General features: G+C 41.1%; 21 protein-coding genes. 11 read left to right on the forward strand and 10 right to left on the reverse strand.

The window, feature by feature from the left end:
• Positions 1–14: 14 nt before the first annotated feature.
• Together OFO07_RS01665 and OFO07_RS01670 are read right to left on the reverse strand one after the other, a co-directional pair.
• Entirely contained in the window at positions 15–413 is a 399-nt protein-coding gene (locus tag OFO07_RS01665) for an NfeD family protein (RefSeq protein ID WP_270870705.1), read from the reverse strand.
• The gene (locus OFO07_RS01670; protein WP_270866362.1) at positions 410–1,345 is read right to left on the reverse strand and encodes an SPFH domain-containing protein; all 936 of its coding nucleotides are present in this window, start codon (positions 1,343–1,345) and stop codon (positions 410–412) included. The genes OFO07_RS01665 and OFO07_RS01670 overlap by 4 nt, the downstream gene beginning before the upstream one ends.
• Before the next feature lie 155 nt (positions 1,346–1,500).
• Between OFO07_RS01670 and OFO07_RS01675 the strand changes: the two genes are divergently transcribed.
• Positions 1,501–2,703 carry an MFS transporter gene (locus OFO07_RS01675; RefSeq protein ID WP_270870706.1) on the forward strand — a complete coding sequence of 401 codons (1,203 nt, stop codon included), beginning with the start codon at positions 1,501–1,503 and terminating at the stop codon, positions 2,701–2,703.
• A 173-nt stretch (positions 2,704–2,876) separates the two neighbouring features.
• Here the strand turns inward: OFO07_RS01675 and OFO07_RS01680 are convergent, their stop codons facing one another.
• The 4 genes from OFO07_RS01680 to murJ all read right to left on the reverse strand — a co-directional run bounded on the left by OFO07_RS01680 (position 2,877) and on the right by murJ (position 8,766).
• Positions 2,877–4,028, reverse strand: coding sequence for an MFS transporter (locus tag OFO07_RS01680; RefSeq protein WP_270870707.1), 1,152 nt, complete (start codon positions 4,026–4,028; stop codon positions 2,877–2,879).
• Between the two features lie 215 nt (positions 4,029–4,243).
• The gene (locus tag OFO07_RS01685; RefSeq protein WP_270867942.1) at positions 4,244–5,959 is read right to left on the reverse strand and encodes an ABC transporter ATP-binding protein; all 1,716 of its coding nucleotides are present in this window, start codon (positions 5,957–5,959) and stop codon (positions 4,244–4,246) included.
• Positions 5,960–5,978: 19 nt separating this feature from the next.
• Positions 5,979–7,382, reverse strand: coding sequence for a cysteine--tRNA ligase (gene cysS, locus OFO07_RS01690; protein WP_270870708.1), 1,404 nt, complete (start codon positions 7,380–7,382; stop codon positions 5,979–5,981).
• On the reverse strand, positions 7,369–8,766 hold the full coding sequence (gene murJ / locus OFO07_RS01695; RefSeq protein ID WP_270870709.1) for a murein biosynthesis integral membrane protein MurJ: 1,398 nt from the start codon (positions 8,764–8,766) through the stop codon (positions 7,369–7,371). The genes cysS and murJ overlap by 14 nt, the downstream gene beginning before the upstream one ends.
• A gap of 66 nt (positions 8,767–8,832) precedes the next feature.
• On the opposite strand from murJ, the gene OFO07_RS01700 reads away from it, so the two are divergent.
• From OFO07_RS01700 to OFO07_RS01745, 10 genes are all read left to right on the forward strand, one after another.
• Positions 8,833–9,951 (forward strand): MlaE family ABC transporter permease, encoded by a 1,119-nt coding sequence (locus OFO07_RS01700; RefSeq protein WP_270870710.1) that lies wholly within the window; start codon positions 8,833–8,835, stop codon positions 9,949–9,951.
• The gene (locus OFO07_RS01705; RefSeq protein WP_270870711.1) at positions 9,948–10,688 is read left to right on the forward strand and encodes an ABC transporter ATP-binding protein; all 741 of its coding nucleotides are present in this window, start codon (positions 9,948–9,950) and stop codon (positions 10,686–10,688) included. The genes OFO07_RS01700 and OFO07_RS01705 overlap by 4 nt, the downstream gene beginning before the upstream one ends.
• Before the next feature lie 9 nt (positions 10,689–10,697).
• Positions 10,698–11,603, forward strand: a complete 906-nt coding sequence (locus OFO07_RS01710; protein ID WP_270870712.1) for an MlaD family protein — start codon at positions 10,698–10,700, stop codon at positions 11,601–11,603.
• Positions 11,604–11,605: 2 nt separating this feature from the next.
• Positions 11,606–12,166 (forward strand): hypothetical protein, encoded by a 561-nt coding sequence (locus OFO07_RS01715; RefSeq protein WP_270858846.1) that lies wholly within the window; start codon positions 11,606–11,608, stop codon positions 12,164–12,166.
• Positions 12,163–12,717 carry a Holliday junction branch migration protein RuvA gene (gene ruvA / locus OFO07_RS01720; protein WP_270870713.1) on the forward strand — a complete coding sequence of 185 codons (555 nt, stop codon included), beginning with the start codon at positions 12,163–12,165 and terminating at the stop codon, positions 12,715–12,717. The genes OFO07_RS01715 and ruvA overlap by 4 nt, the downstream gene beginning before the upstream one ends.
• Positions 12,718–12,741: 24 nt before the next feature.
• Complete coding sequence (locus tag OFO07_RS01725) at positions 12,742–13,779, forward strand: D-alanine--D-alanine ligase (RefSeq protein ID WP_270870714.1); 1,038 nt, start codon at positions 12,742–12,744, stop codon at positions 13,777–13,779.
• Positions 13,780–13,830: 51 nt separating this feature from the next.
• A complete protein-coding gene (locus OFO07_RS01730) occupies positions 13,831–14,055 on the forward strand; it encodes a prevent-host-death protein (protein ID WP_442867895.1) in 225 nt (74 codons plus the stop codon).
• Positions 14,045–14,773 (forward strand): alpha/beta fold hydrolase, encoded by a 729-nt coding sequence (locus OFO07_RS01735; RefSeq protein WP_270870715.1) that lies wholly within the window; start codon positions 14,045–14,047, stop codon positions 14,771–14,773. The genes OFO07_RS01730 and OFO07_RS01735 overlap by 11 nt, the downstream gene beginning before the upstream one ends.
• Positions 14,774–15,293: 520 nt before the next feature.
• Positions 15,294–15,773, forward strand: coding sequence for a hypothetical protein (locus tag OFO07_RS01740; RefSeq protein ID WP_270870716.1), 480 nt, complete (start codon positions 15,294–15,296; stop codon positions 15,771–15,773).
• A 96-nt stretch (positions 15,774–15,869) separates the two neighbouring features.
• Entirely contained in the window at positions 15,870–16,355 is a 486-nt protein-coding gene (locus OFO07_RS01745) for a hypothetical protein (protein ID WP_270870717.1), read from the forward strand.
• A gap of 55 nt (positions 16,356–16,410) precedes the next feature.
• Here the strand turns inward: OFO07_RS01745 and OFO07_RS01750 are convergent, their stop codons facing one another.
• The 4 genes from OFO07_RS01750 to OFO07_RS01765 are packed head-to-tail and all read right to left on the reverse strand — an operon-like array spanning position 16,411 to position 18,686.
• Positions 16,411–16,893, reverse strand: a complete 483-nt coding sequence (locus OFO07_RS01750; protein ID WP_270870718.1) for a flavodoxin domain-containing protein — start codon at positions 16,891–16,893, stop codon at positions 16,411–16,413.
• A 22-nt stretch (positions 16,894–16,915) separates the two neighbouring features.
• A complete protein-coding gene (locus OFO07_RS01755) occupies positions 16,916–17,404 on the reverse strand; it encodes a SixA phosphatase family protein (protein ID WP_270870719.1) in 489 nt (162 codons plus the stop codon).
• A 33-nt stretch (positions 17,405–17,437) separates the two neighbouring features.
• Positions 17,438–18,013: a rhomboid family intramembrane serine protease gene (locus tag OFO07_RS01760; protein ID WP_270870720.1), complete on the reverse strand. Its 576-nt coding sequence runs from the start codon at positions 18,011–18,013 to the stop codon at positions 17,438–17,440.
• A 19-nt stretch (positions 18,014–18,032) separates the two neighbouring features.
• Entirely contained in the window at positions 18,033–18,686 is a 654-nt protein-coding gene (locus tag OFO07_RS01765) for an NlpC/P60 family protein (protein ID WP_270869489.1), read from the reverse strand.
• Positions 18,687–18,751: the final 65 nt, after the last annotated feature.

Here is an 18,751-nt window from a genome sequence, read left to right on the forward strand (position 1 = left end):
ACCTTTTTTTTGATTTATTTTTCTAGTATGATTTGTCCGTCTTTGACGCCACGCACGCGCACTTTCGTGCCTTCTGCCATGCTTTTTACCTCATCGCTTTGCCATAGCGTGCCCTTGAAATAGACCATACCCTCTTTGACATAGCCCTCGCCACTCTCGTCTAAGAAATTGTCTTTAATCTCTTCGGTTGGCTTGAAAAATTTGGATTTTAGTGGCTTTTTTAGGGCGAGCAAAAGCGCGAAAGATAGCACGAAAGAGGCTAGGATTTGCACCTCCCATGATAGCGGAAGCGCGAAGCTAAATAGCCCCACGATCAAAAATCCTGCGCCAAAAAACACAAAGGTGAAATCAAGCACCAAAAGCTCGATAATCACCAAAATAACGCCAATTATGATAAAAATAAGTGGGCTCATTGATTGTTTTCCGTGATTAAATTTTTATCCCCAGCCTTGCCTAAAAATTCGCTTAGCACAGAGAGCGAGCCGATGATTTCGCTAGTTTCATACGGTATGATGACCTTGTCCTTGCTTGCGCTTTTTGCTAGCTCGTTGAAGGCATTTACGCGACTTTGCGCGAGCAGGTATTCAGCGGCGAATTTCGACGCAGCCATAGCCATATTGATATTATCCATAGCGTGTTTTTGACCCACAGCTAGGGCGATTTGCTCGTATTTTTTCGCGTCTGCCATACGCTCGATTGCCTCAGCTTCTAGTACTTTTTCTTGTTTTTGCGCTTCGGCTGTGCGAATTAGGGCGGCTTTTTCGGCTTCGGCTTTTAGCTCGATTGCCCGTTTTTCACGCTCGGCTTTCATTTGCATATTCATAGCGTCCTCTATGCCTTTTGGGACTGAAATTTCTGAAATTTCGACACGCATGATTTTTACGCCCCAGTTATCTGCTGCGTCCCCAAGAGCGATTTGAAGTTTTGAGTTTAACTGATCGCGGCTTGATAGGGTCTGGTCTAGGCTCATTTCGCCGATTGCTGAACGAAGTGTAGTCATAGCCAAATTTGAGATTGCTTTGCGATAATCCTCGACATTATAAAGCGCCATTTTGCCATTTACGATTTTCAAAAATACGATTCCATCGACCATGATATTGACATTGTCTTTGGTGATGACTTGCTGTTTTGTGATATCTACTAGCTGTTCGCGAACGCTCATTTTAGCGCGCACGCTGTCAAAAAACGGCACAATTACATGAAATCCGCCGTCTAAAACCTTGTGAAATTTACCAAGTCGTTCGATAATCATAATCTCAGATTGCGATACGATTTTGACACCAAGCTTCAAAACCAGCGCGATTAGCGCACAAATCACCACAACGGTAGCTGCGAAACCTTCCATTTTTTCTCCTAAAATTTCTAAAATTTAAATCTGACGATTATAGCAAGTTAATGTTTAATACTAAATTTAAGATTTTTGGTAGTTTTATTTAACAAATCCAAAACACATAATTAAGCCAAATTTGGCTAAAATGCGAGGTTTTTTGAAAGGCAAAAATGGTTAGATATTATATTTTACTTCGCAATTTTCGCAACTATCGCTTGCTATTTAGCGCGGGATTTATCTGCATGTTTGGCGTGTGGTTTTCGATCGTAGGTATCGCTACGCTACTAATCGAGCTGGGCGCGCCTGTGTGGGCGATCACCGCTGTGGGCGTGGTGTCGTTTATACCAAATATATTTTTAGCTCCGATTAATGGCATTATCGTGGATAAATTTCGCCCAAAACCCCTAATGGTGAGCATGTTCGCCATAGAGATTGTAACGATTTTCATGCTGATTTTTATCAATGATTTGGCGTATTTGTGGCTACTTTTGGGCATTGTCGTGGTGCGAAGCGTGGCTGGGACACTCTTTTATCAAACTGAGTCTTCGACCCTGCCGAAATTTCTACCAAAGCCGTATTTGAAGCTAGCAAACGAGCTAACTAGCATTAGTTGGACGATTACTTATACTCTTGGTATGGCGCTAGCTGGGGTGTTTATACACTATTTTGGGGTTAGAGCGGCGTTTATTTTGGATTTTTGTTTGTATGTTTTTTCGTTTTTTATCCTAATTCGCCTAAATTTTAAAGATATTGCAGGAAGTAGCACGCAAGGCGCGATAAAAATGCTAAAAGAGGGCTTTGCTTACATACGCTCGCGCCCTTTGGTGGTGCATTTAATCGTAATTCACGCCTTTGTGGCGGTTACGACTTATGATAATCTCATCGCGCTACTAGCGAAATTTGAGTATAAAGAAATCCTAAGCGCGTCGCTGGTGATTGGGCTGATGAATATGGCGCGCTCAGCCGCGGCGTTTTTTGGGCAGATGTGGCTGACACGCATTGTAAATTTGAAACGGTATTTTTGGATTTTGCTAGGGCAGGGCGGCGGAATCATGCTCTGGGCGGCGTTGGAGTTTAATTACTGGCTTTCGTTTATCGGTATCGTGATGGCTGGATTTTTTATCACGACGGTGTGGTCGTATTCTTTCACGCAACTCCAAAGCCATGTCGATAGGGAGTTTTTCGGGCGGGTGATTGCGTATAACGATATGGCGTATTTTATCGTCGCAACTCTGACCTCGGCGGCTATCGGTGCGCTGTATTCGCTAGGGCTGGCGCTGTGGCAGATAACATTTCTAATGGGATTTATGTTTATAATCGCTGCGGTGTATTATAAATTTATCGTGTATGATAGGTATCTAAGCAAGGAGTGAGGTTTAGCGTAAAATTTACTAATTTTGCTGTCATTGCGAGCGAAGCGAAGTCAATCTACGAATTTAAAATTCCTTGCGCTAAATTTGCAAAAACACTGACCTTAAATTTTGAAGTCGTAGATTGCCACGAATTTTGCTACGCAAAATTCTCGCAATGACAAATCTAACAAATTTTAAATTTTAGGGGCGATTTCGGGGCGGAAGTATGCGAAAACGAGCAAAAACACCATTACCACGAAAAACACTGCGCTAAACCCCTCTGCGCCGAAAACTCTCATCGCCCCGCCTATGATTATGGGCGAGAAAAACGATGAGAGCGAATACGAAAACAAAAGCGAGGCCGAGATTTGCACGCGCGAGATTGAGGAGCTGTTTGTAAAGGAATCGTTCGCGCGCGCGATTGCGAGCGAGTATAGCGGAAAAACGCCAAATCCTAGCAAAAAGGCTAGGGCGCATTTGACCTCGAAATTCCTGGTGGCAAATAGCCCCAGCGCCGAGCATGCGCCGATTGCGCACACTAGCATTATCGCCTTGCGCCTGCCGAAAAAATCAGACACGGGGCTAGCAAAAATCTGCGAAATGAAGCCTCCGACCATGGCTAGCCCCATGAACCAGCCCACTTGGCTGACATTTCCGCTTCCAAGCACATACACGCTCGCCATTGAAAAAAATCCGTTTATCAAAATCCCGCCACAAACTGCCGTCGCAAGCGCAAGTGGCGGTAGAACCGAGATTTTTGGCATGCAGATTGTGGCTTTTTGCGCTTTTGCGGGCGGGTTGAAACGCATAAATTTCAAAGGCACTAGCCCAAAAAGTATGAAAAATCCGCTTAGAAAAAAGATTAAATTTGCACTTAAATTTAGCGCGATTATCCCCACGCCCACGGTAAATGCGCCGTAAAATACGATCTCATACACGGCTAGGACGCGTGAGCGGATAGAATTTGTGATTTTGGAGTTGATCCAGCTTTCGATTATCATCAAAAGTGCGTAGTAGCAAAACCCAAGCCCGAAGCGAAGTATCGCCCAAAATGCCAAATTTGCGCTGATATCGTGGGCTAGGGCGCACAGCGCGAAAACCACGCTAAAAATATAATACGAGCGCACATGGGCGAAGCGGCCGATGATCGTTGGCGTGAAAAACACGCTAGAAATGGCGCCTAAGAAGAAAAACGATGAGATAATGCCGATGATTAGGTCGCTTTGGCCTCGCATTTTGAGTATGACGCCGGCTGATGATAGGGCTAGCGCGTCCCCGATAAACATAAAAAAAATCGCTAGAAATAGCGCACTTAGCGTCCTTGCCGCACGCAGGCTTTTAAACATAAATATCCTAAAAATTGAAATTCAAGCTAGTATTTTACTCGAAATTTGAAAAATTCAAGGTTAAATTTGCAAAATTTGCGATTGTTTTAGCATGGTAAGTGAGAGCAAAATTCTCGCAATGACAAATTGGGCGCAAAATTCTCGCAATGACAAATTGGGCGCAAAATTCTCGCAATGACAAATTTGGCGCAAAATTTAAGCAAATTTTGCAAAATTTAATCCTTCGCTAGACCCTTTAAAATCCTGTATTCATCGCAATTCGCGCTTAGTGTTTCATCATCGCCCATTGCGATAATCTCGCCGTTTTTGACCACGGCGATTTGGCTAGCGTTTTTGATAGTGGATAAGCGGTGAGCGATGACAATGACGATTTTATCGGCCTTTATTTTTTCGATGACAGATGAGATTTCCTTTTCGCTGGCGTTATCCAGAGCACTCGTGGCTTCGTCGAAAATGAGAATTTGCGGGTTTTTATACAGCGCGCGCGCAATCGCTATACGCTGGCGCTGTCCGCCTGAGAGATTCGCGCCAAACTCGCTTAAAAGCGTGTTTATGCCGTCTTCCATCTTGGCGACAAATTCATAAGCATTGGCAAGGCGCAGCGCATTTATGACGCGCTCTTCGTCAAATTCGGCGCCGTAGCTGACATTTGCAGCGATTGTATCGTTAAAAATATAAATTCGCTGGCTCACAAAGCCGATATTATCCCTCAGGCTTGCGATGTCAAATTCGCTAATCTCGTTGCCGTCAAAAAGTATATTTCCGCTTTTGGCGTCGTAGTAGCGCATTATGAGATTTACTACCGAGCTTTTGCCGCCGCCGCTGTTTCCCACAAGGGCTAAAATTTGCCCCTTTTTGACGCTAAAATTTATATCTTTTAGCGCGATTTTTTCATCATAGCTAAGCGAGACATTTTCGAAAGAGAGCGTGGATATATCGCCCATTTTTAGGCTTCCGCCGATTATGGCTGGCTCTAAATCAATTAGCTCGAAAGTCCGCTCAGTAGCAGCCGTGGCGTCTTGCATTTTATTATGCAGTGATGAGACCTTTTTTATCGGCGTATAGACCATAAAAAGCGCGGTCAAAAAGCTAAAAAAGCTTCCTATGCTCATCTTGCCCTCGATGACCTCTTTGCCACCTACGATGATAACCACAGCCACGCCAAGTGCGCCAAGCATCTCCATTACGGGGCTTACGAGCGAGTTTGTAATTATTGCCTTTAAATTTAGCTTGAAAAATTTTGAGTTTTCTTCCTCGAAGTGTTTTACCTCGAAATTTTGGGCGTTGCTAGCCTTTACGATTTCGATATTTGTAAAAATTTGATTTAGAGCCGATGTGATATCAGAGGTCTTTTCTAGCGATTGGCGCGAGACCTTTTTCATGCGTTTGGCTAGGCGCGATAGCGGATAAATCGCAGCTGGAAAGACCACGAGCGCAAAAAACGAAAGCTTAGGACTATTGTAAATCACCACGCCAAGAAGCCCAAAAATAGTGATGATTTGCGTCACAAAATCAGGTATCATGTTTGAAACCACCGTGCGGATTCGCTCGATATCGTTCATCGTCCTAGAAATCAGCTCGCCGGTGCTGTGAGTGTTGAAAAATTTCAAATCTAGCCTAATTAGCTTTGAAACGAGCAAATCGCGCAGTCTGCGCACGGTATCTTGCCCGATAAATGAAGTGTAGTATGTCTGGATAAATGTGCCAGCACTTTTCATCGCAAACACCGCTATAATCGCAAACGCAAGCGGGTAGAGATAGAGAGTGTTTTTCTCGACAAAGATATAATCAAGCACCGGTTTTACCAAATACGCACTCGCAGATGTCGCAAGCGAGGTCATAATCATACCCAAAAATGCCAGCGCAAACTGGATTTTATAATCAATCAAAAATGGTTTAAATCTTGTCAAAATGGTCTTAAAATCGTTCAAAACTATTCCTTATTTTTCGCTACCACGCGCTTTTTTCCCAAATCGTGCCATTTGGCGTATCCATAATCTCGATTTTCATCGCTGTAAGTTTGGCGCGAATTTCATCGGCTAGGGCGAAATTTTTCTGCTTTTTAGCTTCGCTTCTTTGCTCGATTAGACGCAAAATTTCAGCCCTCTCATCATCGCTTACGCCAAATTGAAAATAGCTAATCTCGTCCATATAAAGCACGCCAAGGGTATTTTTGACAAATTCTAAATTTGCTAAAATTTGCGCTTTAAAAGCCTTATCTTTTGGGTTTTTATCGAGTGCTTCGTTTGCGCAAGACACCATTTCATCGACACAGGCAAGCGCGCCAGATGTGTTTAGATCATCATTTAAAAACTCTAAAATTTTGCCCCTAAATTTGGCTTCAACGCAAGGCAAATTTTGCGCCATATTCACCCTTTTTTTAAGGCGGTAAATTTTATCAAGGCGTTTTTTGCAGGCGAGCAAATCATCGATTGTGTAGTTGAAATTTGCCCTATAATGCGAACTCATCAAATAAAATCTCAAAGCCTCGCCAGGCACGAGAGCTAGGGCGTCTTTGACAAAAAAGCTATTGCCTAGACTTTTGCTCATTTTTTCGTTATTTACCTGCACAAATCCATTGTGCATCCAGTATTTAGCCAAGGCTCTATGCTCGCTACATCTGCACTGTGCGGCCTCGTTTTCGTGGTGTGGGAAGAGCAAATCAGCCCCGCCAGCATGGATATCAATGCAAAATTCGGCGTCACGGCTATCTAAATGCGCTAAAATCATCGCCACACACTCGCTATGCCAGCCAGGTCTGCCACGCCCAAATGGCGCCTCAAACCACGCCTCATCGAATTTCCATAGCGCGAAATCTTTTTCATTTTTTTTCTGCTCGTTTGAAACCACGCGCGCAAACTCGCTGTTTTGATCCTCTGCTTTTTTGCCACTAAGGCTTAAATAATCGCTATCTTTGGTGGTATCAAAGTAAATCCCATCGCCTGAAATTTCATACGCATAACCCAAATTTAGCAAATTTGAAACAAGGGCGCAAATTTCACTGATATTTTCTGTCGCTTTGGGCGAAATGTCGGCGTCACGGACATTTAGCGCGCTCATATCGTCCAAATATCGCTTGGTGTAAAATTCTGTAATTTCGCTTAGAGTTTTTCCGCTCTCGCTCATTTTCTTTAAAATTTTATCGTCGATATCGGTGAAATTTCTAGCAAATTTCACATTTTTGCCCTGCGCTTCTAGCGCGCGCCTAAGCAAATCAAAGCTAATCGCGCTTTTAGCATGCCCCAAATGCGCGTCATCATACACAGTCGGCCCGCAGACATAAATTTTAATCTCATCTTCGTTAAGCGGGATAAATTCGACCTTTTTTTTACTTGCAGTATCATAAATTACCATAATATAAACCTTTTAAAACATATAAAATTCCTATTTCAAGTGCGCAAAGCCCTAGAATTAGAAGGATTTTTTTAGCGTTGATTATAGCTAAAAAGTTATTAAATCCAAAAAAATAGAGATTGAAAACAAACAAAAATCCCCCTGTAATCGAGCTAGCAAGCGCCAAACCCACAGCCCCAAATGGTTTAAAGAATAGTGCGCACAAAACTACATTTATAAAGACGCACCAAAGCGAAATTTTAGCACTTAGTTTTTGTTTCATGTGCGCATACAGCCAGTGCGAAAAAATGCGCGATAGCCCAAAGGGCAGCAGTCCCACCATATACGCTGCCAAAACAGCCGCACACTGGGCTGTGTTAGTGGTGGTGAAATTTCCGCGCTCAAATAAAATTTTGGTAATCTCGTGCGAGAGCATGATTCCGCCGATTGTGGAGAGTGCCAAAAGTGCCAAAAGCATGTAAAATCCACGCTCGATTAAATTTAGCGCCTCTTTTTGGTTGTTTGTTTTGATTTGTTTAGTTAGTCGTGGGAAAATCGCCGTGCTAAGCGCGATTGCAAAAAGTGCGAGCGGAAGCTGAAAAATGCGGTTTGCGTAGTATAGATAGCTGATACTTCCACTGGCTAAAAAGCTAGCAAAAAATGTATCTATAAATGAGCTAAGTTGCAAAGCGCTAGCCCCTACAACCCCGGCAAAAAAGTTGTTATAAAAGCCCTTAGTTTGCGCTTTTGCGCCGTTTTTTAGCCTAGCAAATCCGCCCAATAGCACTCTGAGCATACCGGTAAATTTCAGCGCATACACATGCACCAAAAACTGCAAAAACCCGCCCGCTACGACGCCACAAGATAGATACAAAACGATACTTCGCTCGTCCTTGCCACGAGCCAAAAGCAAAGCAGCAATCATAGCTAAATTTAATAAAGCGGTAGAAAATGCCGTAGTGGCGAAATGATCGCGGTATTGAAGCATAGAGGCAAAAAGCGTAACGATAAAAATAAAAGCTAGATATATGAAATTTATGCGCACAAATGGCGTTGCTAGCGTGATTTGCTCGTCCGAAAAACCATAAGCTAAAATTTTAGTAAAAAACGGCGCGAACACCCACACAACCGCAGTTAAAAACAAAATAAAAAGAAAAAATCTAATCAGCACGGAAGCTGCGAAAATCCCCTTTTTTTTCGAAGCGGTAAAATTTGGCAAAAACGCTTGCGTAAAGGCACCCTCGCCAAAAAGTCGTCTAAATAAATTTGGCAGTTTAAACGCCACAAAAAATATATCGCTATACACACCAGCGCCCAAAATAGAAGCCGTCAGCAAATCACGCACAAAGCCCAAAATGCGAGAAGCTAGCGTTCCGACGCTGTTTGTAAAAAACCCTCTAAACATAATTCCTCGTTAAATTTTATAAAATAAAAAGATAGATTATAATATAATTTCGCCTATTTTTTGATTTTGAAAGAGGATATTTTGCAAAATTTGCCATTTTCGCTCGATACGCAAAACTTCATCAAAACCCTAAAATTTGAGGGTAGCTGGACATATCGAAGCGGAAAAAAACAGCTTGATTTACTTAAAAAAACACTATCAAATTTAGACAATTTCGTAGCAGATTTTTCAAATGTCGAAAGGCTGGATTATTTCATGGCTTATAGCATTAAAAATTTAATGCGTGGCAAAAGCGTGGAATTTAGGAGCCAAAATCCAAAAATAGAGAAAATTTTCGAATTTATTAGCGATGAGAGCATAGACCATAATTTTATGCCAAAAGTGCATGGTATGGGGATTTTGGCTCAAATAGGGCTGTATTTTTGCGCAGGCTGGGCTGGGATTGTAAATCTAGCTACATTTTTGGGCGAGTTTTTTTGCAAGGTATTTTCGCTATTTTTGCACCCGCGCAAATTTCGCCTCAAAGAGACCGTAAATTTTATCAAAGACAACGGTATCGATTCGCTTTTTATCGTGGCTTTGACCGCGTTTTTAATCGGCGTGGTGCTAGCTTATATTGGCGCAGACATGTTATCGCAGTTTGGGGCTAGTATTTATATCATAGATATTATGGGCGCTTTAACCATGCGCGAGATTGCCCCGCTAATCGCAGCGATTGTCATTGCTGGGCGCTCTGCGTCGAGTTTTACGGCGCAAATTGGCGTTATGAAAATCACAGAAGAGATCGACGCGATGAAAACAATGGGCTTTGATCCGTTTTATTTCCTCTCGATGCCACGAATTTTGGCTATGGTGATTTGTATGCCATTTATCATTTTTATCGCAAATTCAATATGTATTTTCGCTCAAATGATAGTTTGCGAGGCGTATTTGGAGATAGGATTTTTGGATTATTTGGATAGATTTAAATCAAATGTCGAAATTCGCCACTTTTTCGCCGGTATGATAAAGGCTCCGTTTTTTGGCGCATTTATAGCAATAATTGGCTGTATGAGAGGCTTTGAGGTCAAGGGAAATACCCAAAGTATCGGCGAATACACCACAATCAGCGTGGTAAATGCGATATTTTGGGTCATCGCCATAGACGCGATTTTTGCGATACTCTTCTCGGAGATTGGGCTGTGAGCGAGATAATAAGCGCAAAAAATGTAACCACAGCGTATGGTTCGCGCATAATGCACGATAATGTGAGTTTTAGCGTGAAAAAGGCTGAAATTTACGGCTTTTTGGGCGGAAGTGGAAGCGGAAAAACCACTCTAATGAAAACGCTGATTTACCTAAACCAGCCAAAAAGCGGCGAGATTAAAATTTTTGGCGAGGATATTTGGAGCGTGGGCGAGGATAGACGCAATGAAATTCGCTTAAAATGCGGTGTGATGTTTCAATTCGGCGCGCTGTATAGCTCGATGAATGTGCTAGAAAATGTAGGCGTGCTACTGCGCGAATACTCAAATTTTAGCGACAAAGAGATTAACGAGCTTGCTATGTTTTGGATACAAAAGGTAGGCCTTAAAAAAGAGAGCGCAATGCTAAATCCAAACGAGTTAAGTGGCGGTATGAAAAAGCGTGTCGCCCTTGCTAGGGCATTGGCGTTAAGCCCTGAGATTTTATTTTTAGACGAGCCAAACTCAGGGCTCGATCCGCTTAGCTCGCGCGCCCTTGATAGGCTAGTGTGCGAGCTAAGAGATAATCTTGGCGTAACCGTGGTAATGGTAACGCACGATGTGGATAGTATTTTTGATATACTTGATAGATTTTTGATAGTCGATAATAAAAAAATCATCTTCGAAGGGGCTTTGAGCGAAATCGAAAAGCTAGAAAACAACCCGCTTGAAGAGCTATTTAAAATGAGAGCGAAATAGGAGCAAAATTTGGAAAATAGAACCTCATATACAATCGTGGGCGCATTTGTTATGGCGTGTGTGTTTGCGCTTACAGCTTTCGTGTGGTGGATGCTAACTCGCACCGATACCAGGGAGACTTACAGGTCGTATTATATCCATACTAAGGAGCTTCCGACTGGAATTCGCGAGAATTCAGATGTCAAATTTATCGGCGTAAATGCTGGAATCATCAAAAAAATAGATTTTATCGATATCGAAAATGCAATAATCGAAATCGAAGTATCGCTTAAAAGCAAACTCCCTATCTCGCGAGATAGTATCGCCAAGGTCGAAACGCAAGGCATTAGTGGAATTTCGTTTTTAAATATCACAAAGGGAAGTGGCGAGCTATTTAGCGAAAATGAAGAAAAGCCAATCATCGAGCTAGATAAAACCCTGCTCGATAAAATCGGCTCCAAAGCAGAAGTTATCACAGATAGTGTAGGGCAGATGATATTTAAAATCAACTCGCTTTTATCGCAAGATAATATGAAAAAAGTCGATGAAATTTTAACTTCGCTTAACAAATTTAGCGCCGAACTTAGCGATGAGAAGAAATTTAACGAACTAAACGCATTAATGGCGAATTTCAATACCTTAATGACGAATTTAAACGATAGAGAGCACGAATTAGACGAAATTTTGGATAAATTTAATGCTTTTGCTAGCAGTGCGACGCGCCTTTCAAATTCGCTCGAAAAAACAAGTCAGATTATGGCAAAGCGCGTAGAGCGGGGCGAATACAATCTCAAAGCCATACTAGATCCTACCCTAAACGAGGCCAAAACCACGCTAACCGAGTTTAACAAGGCTTTAAGAGAGTTTCAAGGCGCGATGTTTAGGCTAGAAGAAAATCCGTATGAATTCTTTTTTAGAGATACCAAAAAGGACTGAAAATGAGAAAAATTTTATGCGCATTTAGCGCAGTTTTGGCAGGAGCTTTACTAGGAGGCTGTTTGGCAAAGAGTGCCAAGCCATATACTTATTATGAGCTTAAATACGACCAAAAACACTGCGCCGCGAAGTCAAATTCACGCAAAAATATCTATATCGAGAGTGTAACTGCGACAAATTTGGTCGATAGACGCGATATTTTAATCGTGGATTGGAAATCTCGCACAAGATACGCAAGCGACGCTAAATATATCACAATGCCAAGCGAAATGCTTTATAAAGCCCTAATCGACGCGGCGTTTTCTACATGCGCGTTAAATCCGATTTTTGTGCCACAAGAGAGAGATTTGCGCCTAAAAACCACGCTTATCACGCTTCAAGTCGATGGCGATCACGCTAAAATCACGATTGGCTATGAGTTTTTAAACGCTGTGCAAAGCATAAAATCTGGCGTGATTACAAAGCGAGTTTTCGTGCCAGATCCAAGCTCACAAAGCATTTATAACGCGACAAATTCAGCGTTAAATTTGGCAATTGATGAAATTTTAAAGGCAATTCAATGATAGTAGGATTAGAAGGAATCATCACGCACAAAGAGCCCACTAAATGCGTGATAAAGTGCGCTAGTGGCGTAAGTTATGCTGTGGCGATTTCGCTAGGGTGTGGCGCTAGGGTAGAGCGGGGTGAAAAGGTGGAATTTTTGATAACTCAGATTATCAGAGAGGACGCAAATTTGCTCTATGGATTTTTGGAGCCAAAAGAGAAAAATATGTTTGAAATGCTAATCAAACTAAGCGGAATAGGGGCTAGCACAGCAATGGCTGTGTGCTCATCGCTTAGTGCGGAGAGCTTTTCTCGCGCGATTATCACAGGCGATAGCGCACTACTAACGAGCGTGCCAGGGATCGGCCCAAAGACAGCTAGGCGCATAATCGCCGAGCTAGGGGACGCGAAACTAATGGAGTTTAGCGAGAGCGAAGTGTATAAATCAGAGGCGATGAGCGCGTTAGAGAGTCTAGGTTTCAAACGCGATAGAATCAGTAAAATTTTGCTTGATTGCGTCAGCACAAATACGGCTGATTTAATCAAAGAAGCATTGAAAAAACTAGCATAAATTTAAAATTTACAAGGAGAAATAATGAAATACGGTATAGTTTTTGGTGGTCAAAGTTACGAACACGAGATTAGTATAATCTCTGCAATCGCGGTCAAAGACGCGTTAAAGGGCGAGAATTTGGCGTTTGTTTTTTGTGACAAAGATAGGCGATTTTTCTTAATCGAAGAGAAAAATATGCGCGCAGTGTATTTCAAAAACGGCGAATACACAAAATCTAAAGAGCTAAATATCTCAAACGGCGGATTTTATATGAGTGGGGGTATGTTTGGCAAAAAAAGCATGCTTGAAGTGAGTGTTTATGTGAATTTGATCCATGGTTGCGACGGCGAGGACGGAAAATTCGCAAGCCTTTTTGAGTTTTTCTCAATCCCTTATATCGGCCCTAGAATCGAGGCTAGCGTGCTAAGCTACAACAAAATTTTAACCAAATACCTAGCGCAAATCGCAGGTGTAAAAACCGTGCCATTTGAAATCGTCAATCGCAACAGCTTGCCGAATTTCAACTTCCCAGTCATCATCAAACCCGCTCATTTGGGTTCTAGTATCGGTATTGGCATAGCAAAATCAGAAAAAGAGTTCGACTACTGCATGGATAAGGTCTATGAGCTAGATGATAGCGCAATCGTCGAGCCATATATGGAAAATATCAAAGAATACAACCTAGCAGGGGCTAAAATCGACGGCAAAATCGAGTATTCCTTCATCGAAGAGCCGAAAAAAGAGGGATATTTGGATTTTGGTAGAAAATACCTTGACTTTTCGCGCACTGGCGTGGTCGAAGAGGCGCAAATCGGTATGTCGATCGAGGATAAGATGAAAGACGCGTTTGCTAAGCTTTATAATGTTGGTGGATTTGAGGGGGCGTTGATTAGGTGTGATTTTTTCGTGCAAAATAACGAAATCTATCTAAACGAGATAAATCCAAATCCAGGAAGTATGGCAAACTACCTATTTAGCGACTTTGCAGAGGTTTTGGGCAAGCTAGCTGCTTCGCTTCCAGCGACTAAGGAAATTCCGATTTCGTATGATTTGATAACAAAAATTTCAGCGAATAAATAAGCTAAATTTAAAAATTTTACGCTAAATTTTGCGTAAAATTTTACATAAGGATTGTTTATGTTAAATAAAGACGAAATTTACACAGCGACGGAAATGGCGAGAAATTTTAGCTCAATTTTAAAAAAACTAAATAGCCAAGAGATTAAAAAGGCTATGATTGTCAAAAATAATAAATTTGAGGCCGTAATGCTTAGTATGAGCGAATACGAGCGCCTAGAAAAGGCAGTCGAGCTACTCAAAGCGATTTATGGTAAAAAGGGTCAAGATGGCCAGTAAAACCATAAAATTTGGTGGCAACGAATACAAAATCAGCTACGAAATCGAAAATTTAAGCGTCGAGCCGTATATTTTGGTTTTGCACGGCTGGGGCGCGAAAAAAGAGCTTATGCAGAGGGTTTTCGAGGCGAAATTTTTCCCAAATTACAGGCTAGTTTTCGTGGATTTGCCCGGATTTGGCGCTAGCTCACAGCCAAAATTTGCGCTTACAAGCGAGGATTATGCGGGCATTATGCGTGAGTTTATCGCTGCGCTTGGAGGCGCACCGGAGGCCATTATGGGGCATAGTTTCGGTGGCAAAGTCGCCACACTGCTCGCGCCAAAAAGGCTGATTTTGCTAAGCTCGGCTGGGATAATCGAGCCAAAGCCTTTGAAGGTGAGGGCAAAAATCGTGGTTTTTAAGTGCCTAAAATATGTCGGGTTGGCGAAGTTTTGGCGATTTTTTGCCAGCAAAGACGCTTCTGGTATGAGCGAAGAGATGTTTGGGACGCTAAAAAATGTGATTCGCGAGGATTTCGAGCCGATTTTTGCCGAGATTAAACCCGAAAAAACGCTGATTTTTTGGGGTATTAGCGATACAGCCACAGCTCTAAGTAGCGGAGAGAAAATCCACTCGCTCATCAAAAATAGCAAATTTTACCCGCTTGATGGGGATCACTTTTTTTTCATAAAACACGCGAAATTCATCGCAGATACAATCACGGCTGAATTTAAATAATCCAAATTTAGTTATTTTTCGCTATTTGCCATCGCGAGCGAGCATTGCTCGCATGGCAAAGTGGATTTAAATTTGAAATTTTACGCTTTCCATTGTCATTGCGAGCGAACGACAGCGGAAAATTTCCCCTGATTTGTCATTGCGAGCGAGAGTAACGAGCGTGGCAATCTACGAGTTAAAATAACCAAACGCCATAATCCGTGTCATTGCGAGGAGCAAGGCGACGAAGCAATCCAGAGAAATTTAAAAAAAATTTAAAATTTACTAAAATTTATCTACAAAATGATATTCGCAAAAGTGAAAACGAGAGGATACGAACTATGATTTTACAAGCAATTATTGAAAAAGATGAACTTTAAAATAGTAGGATTGGATATAAAAGTAAAAATGAAAATTGTAGTTTTCAATACTAAAAATAAAATTTAAAAATACATAAACCTAAAATGTAATCATGCTTCTAATTTTATATTAAAATTATTGCGCTATAATGCCTAGACCAATCAGATGAGAAAGGTTTGATATGCTTTTTGATATCAGTTTAATTGGCGATACGAAAAATTTATATTTAAAGCGGTTTGGTCGCTCGAACCTAAACGGCGTCCCGCACTACCTGAAATTCGACTTTTCTGCGATGTCTTTTGTCAAGCTAAACAACAAACTTTCTATCAAATCCACAGGCTGCAAATCTGATTTGGACTATGGATTTTACCTCGTTTTCGAGGACAATAAATTTTTTATAAACAACAAAACTCACCTTTCTAAAAAAGAGATTTTTTATATGTTAAGCTATCTTTTTGATAAAATTTATGACAAAAATATCAAATACCCGCGCGACAGCCTGCACGCAAAAATAAAAAAAACGATTGAATTTTTAAACAAAATTTATAATTTTACCAAAGAAAAAGACCATAAATTCAACATGCACGCGCAGTATCGAAATGTGTTTGTGGGGTGTTTGAGTATCGATCATCACGAAAATTTGGCGCAAAATTTCGTTTAAATTTCATTGAAAATTGTGAAATTTGGCTTACAAATTTACCGAGTTTTTACCCAAATTTATTAAAATTATGAATTATATATATGATAAAGGTTTGATATGCTTTTCGATGTTGTAATAATCGGCGATAATAAAAATTTATATTTAAAGCAATTTGGCGGGCGTTCGAATTTCAGGGGTGTTCCGAACTATTTTCAATTCGATTTCAACGAAATGAAATTCGTGCAAATCAAAGAGAAAATTTATGTCAAATTTGACTACAACGAAACCGAGCAAAACACCAATCCTAACTATGGTTTTGTGTTGATTTTCGACGAAAAAGAGTTTTTCAAAAACAAGCAAAATTTAACGCGAAAAGAGGCGTTTATCTTGCTGAATTATATTTTTAACAAAATGTATAGCAAAGATGTCAAGTATCCGCGCGACAGCCTACATTTCAGGATAAAAAAGGCAATCGATTTATACAAGGCCGTCTATAAGGACGACGATTTCGACGGATACAACCTACACGCGCAATACCGCAATCTCTACGCCGGACAGATAAGTATCGACAAAAGAGAGCGAACGCTTGGCGCAGCGGAATAATCAGCGTTTGTGAGATAAAATTTATAAATTTAAACGCCAAAAACGGCGTTTAAATTTAAAATTCACTCTCTACTGCCATAGCCCATTTATCAGCCCTATTTTTCCAGTTTTCATCACCTTTGAAATCAATAGTTAGACCTAGAAATTTCCCATTTACAAATGCCCTTGAATAGCTAAAATTATATCCATCGGCATCTGTTAGCCCTACGAGTTTTGCGTTGCGCAATACCGGCAAAAACGCACTAAGCCCACTACAAAAATCATCACCGTGTCGTTCGCAGTTTCCCACGCCCACGAGCCCGACAGGTTTGCCCTTTAAATCAATGCTGTTTAATAGCTCTAATTTGTTTTCAAAATTTGCGAAAATTTGTCCCTGAGCATGCGTAGAAACCGCTAAAATCAGCGCACTAGCCTCCTCGATATCTGCTTGGCAAATCTCTTTTGCGTCCATTATCTTAAAGCCTAGTTTTTCTGCGATATACTCAGCCACAGCCTTTGTATCGCCACTTTTTGAGGCATAAACTAACAATTTTGACATAATTCTCTCCTTTTGTAAAAATTTATTTTAAATGCAAATTTGGATAATCAAAAAGCAAAACTTTCCCGCTATGCTCGCTAATCTCGGCGAAATTTTCCGCTTCAAATTCTAATCCGAAAATCGCACAAGTTGGGAATTTTTCGATTACTGAGTTGCTGAAATACTCGCACACTGCGCCGATTGTGGGGTTGTGGCCTACTATGAAAACCACTTTGTATTTTTCATCGAGCATGCGCACAAACTCCGCCAGCTCTCGCGCGCTAATGTCGTAAAGCTCTTTTTTTTCTTTTAAAATATCTTTGGCGCCAATATTTTTGGCTATGATTTTGGCGGTTTTTAATGCGCGTTTGGCAGGGCTAGTGGTGATGATATCAGGCACTATCCCCTCTTTTGCCAAAAGCTCCCCTAGCCTGCCTGCGTCGTCTTCGCCCTTTTGGCTTAGTTTGCGCTCGAAATCTGTCTGTGCGAAAGCCTCGGCTTTGGCGTGTCTGATAAAATAAATTTGTTTCATAAATTTCCTTTTCGTATAATTTTACGCAAAATTTTACAAAATTTTAAATTTTTGCTGTATCTTTCCGAATCCAAACCCTACCCCAAACCCTATCAAATGCGCATACCACGCCACATTTGAAGCTAGCAAAAGCGGAGCAAAACTAATAAGCGCAACCATAGCCAAAACGCTTTTTAAATTTTGCCTCTCATAGCACAAAATCACGCCCAAAAGTGCGCAGATTACGCCACTCGCGCCGATTAAATTTATATTTTGTCCCATGAATTTGTAAGTGCAAAAAATGTAAATCAGGCAGATTAAATTTGTAAAAATTCCAAGCCCAAAATACAAAATCGTAAATTTAACGCTACCAAAAAATCGCTCTAAAATAGAGCCGAACTGATACAGCACAGCCATATTCATCGCCAAATGCGCAATTCCAGCGTGCATGAAAAATGATGATAAAATTTGCCAAAAAAATCCGTCAAAAAATAGCAAATTTAGCCCCAAATACGCGCCCAAATTTGGGATTAAATTCGCTAGGACGAAAAACGCGCAGTTTGCGATGATGATAGTTAGTGTGGCCTTGCCTGCCTGCCCGAAATTCGCTCTTTGTCCGAAATTTGCCATTTGCATAAATTTCCTAAATTTATTGTTTTACGCGACCATATCCTGCGAAGCGATTTGAAGCTAGGCAAGAAACTTTGTTGCTTCCGCAGCGCACAATATAGCTATTTTCGATTTTTTTGCCGTTTTTGTGAGTATTTTTTTTGTTTAAATTTACAAAATCGACCTTGTTTCTACCGCGCGAATTATGCACGAATTTTATCCTGCCGTCTGCGTAAATTTCGCGGATCACGCCGATATGGCTGATTTCGTTATTTATGCGTTTTTTGTTTGATTGAAGGGTGTTTTGGAAAAATATCAAATCCCCTACTCGTGGGTTTTTGTGCGCGATTAGGTCGCGTTTTTTGTAGTAGTTGTAAATCGCTTGTGATTTTCTGCCGTTTGTGAAATACTTAGGCAGCTCTTTTGAGTTGAAAAAAATCTCTTTGTTTTTAGAATTTAGCGCTGTGATAAACCCGCTACAATCCCCGCCTACCTTGGTTCCAGTGTATTTATCGACCCATGAAATGAGCGTTGTGTTGTAGGTATTTCCTGGGATTTGTGATGAGCCAGAGTTATCCTCATAAACCTCATAGTCTGCTTGCGTAGTGGGGTTTGCAGGCGATGAAAACGGAGCTAGCCACGAGCAGCCACTCATCAAAAACGCCCCTAAAAATAAAGCAAAAATTTTTTTCATAAACTACCTTAAAAAATACAAAATGTGTTTTCATTTTAGCAACCAAATGTAATAAAATAGTAATT

The sequence above is a fragment of the Campylobacter sp. JMF_06 NA1 genome (genome assembly GCF_027737785.1).
In the GTDB taxonomy this organism is placed as follows: Bacteria; Campylobacterota; Campylobacteria; order Campylobacterales; family Campylobacteraceae; genus Campylobacter_B.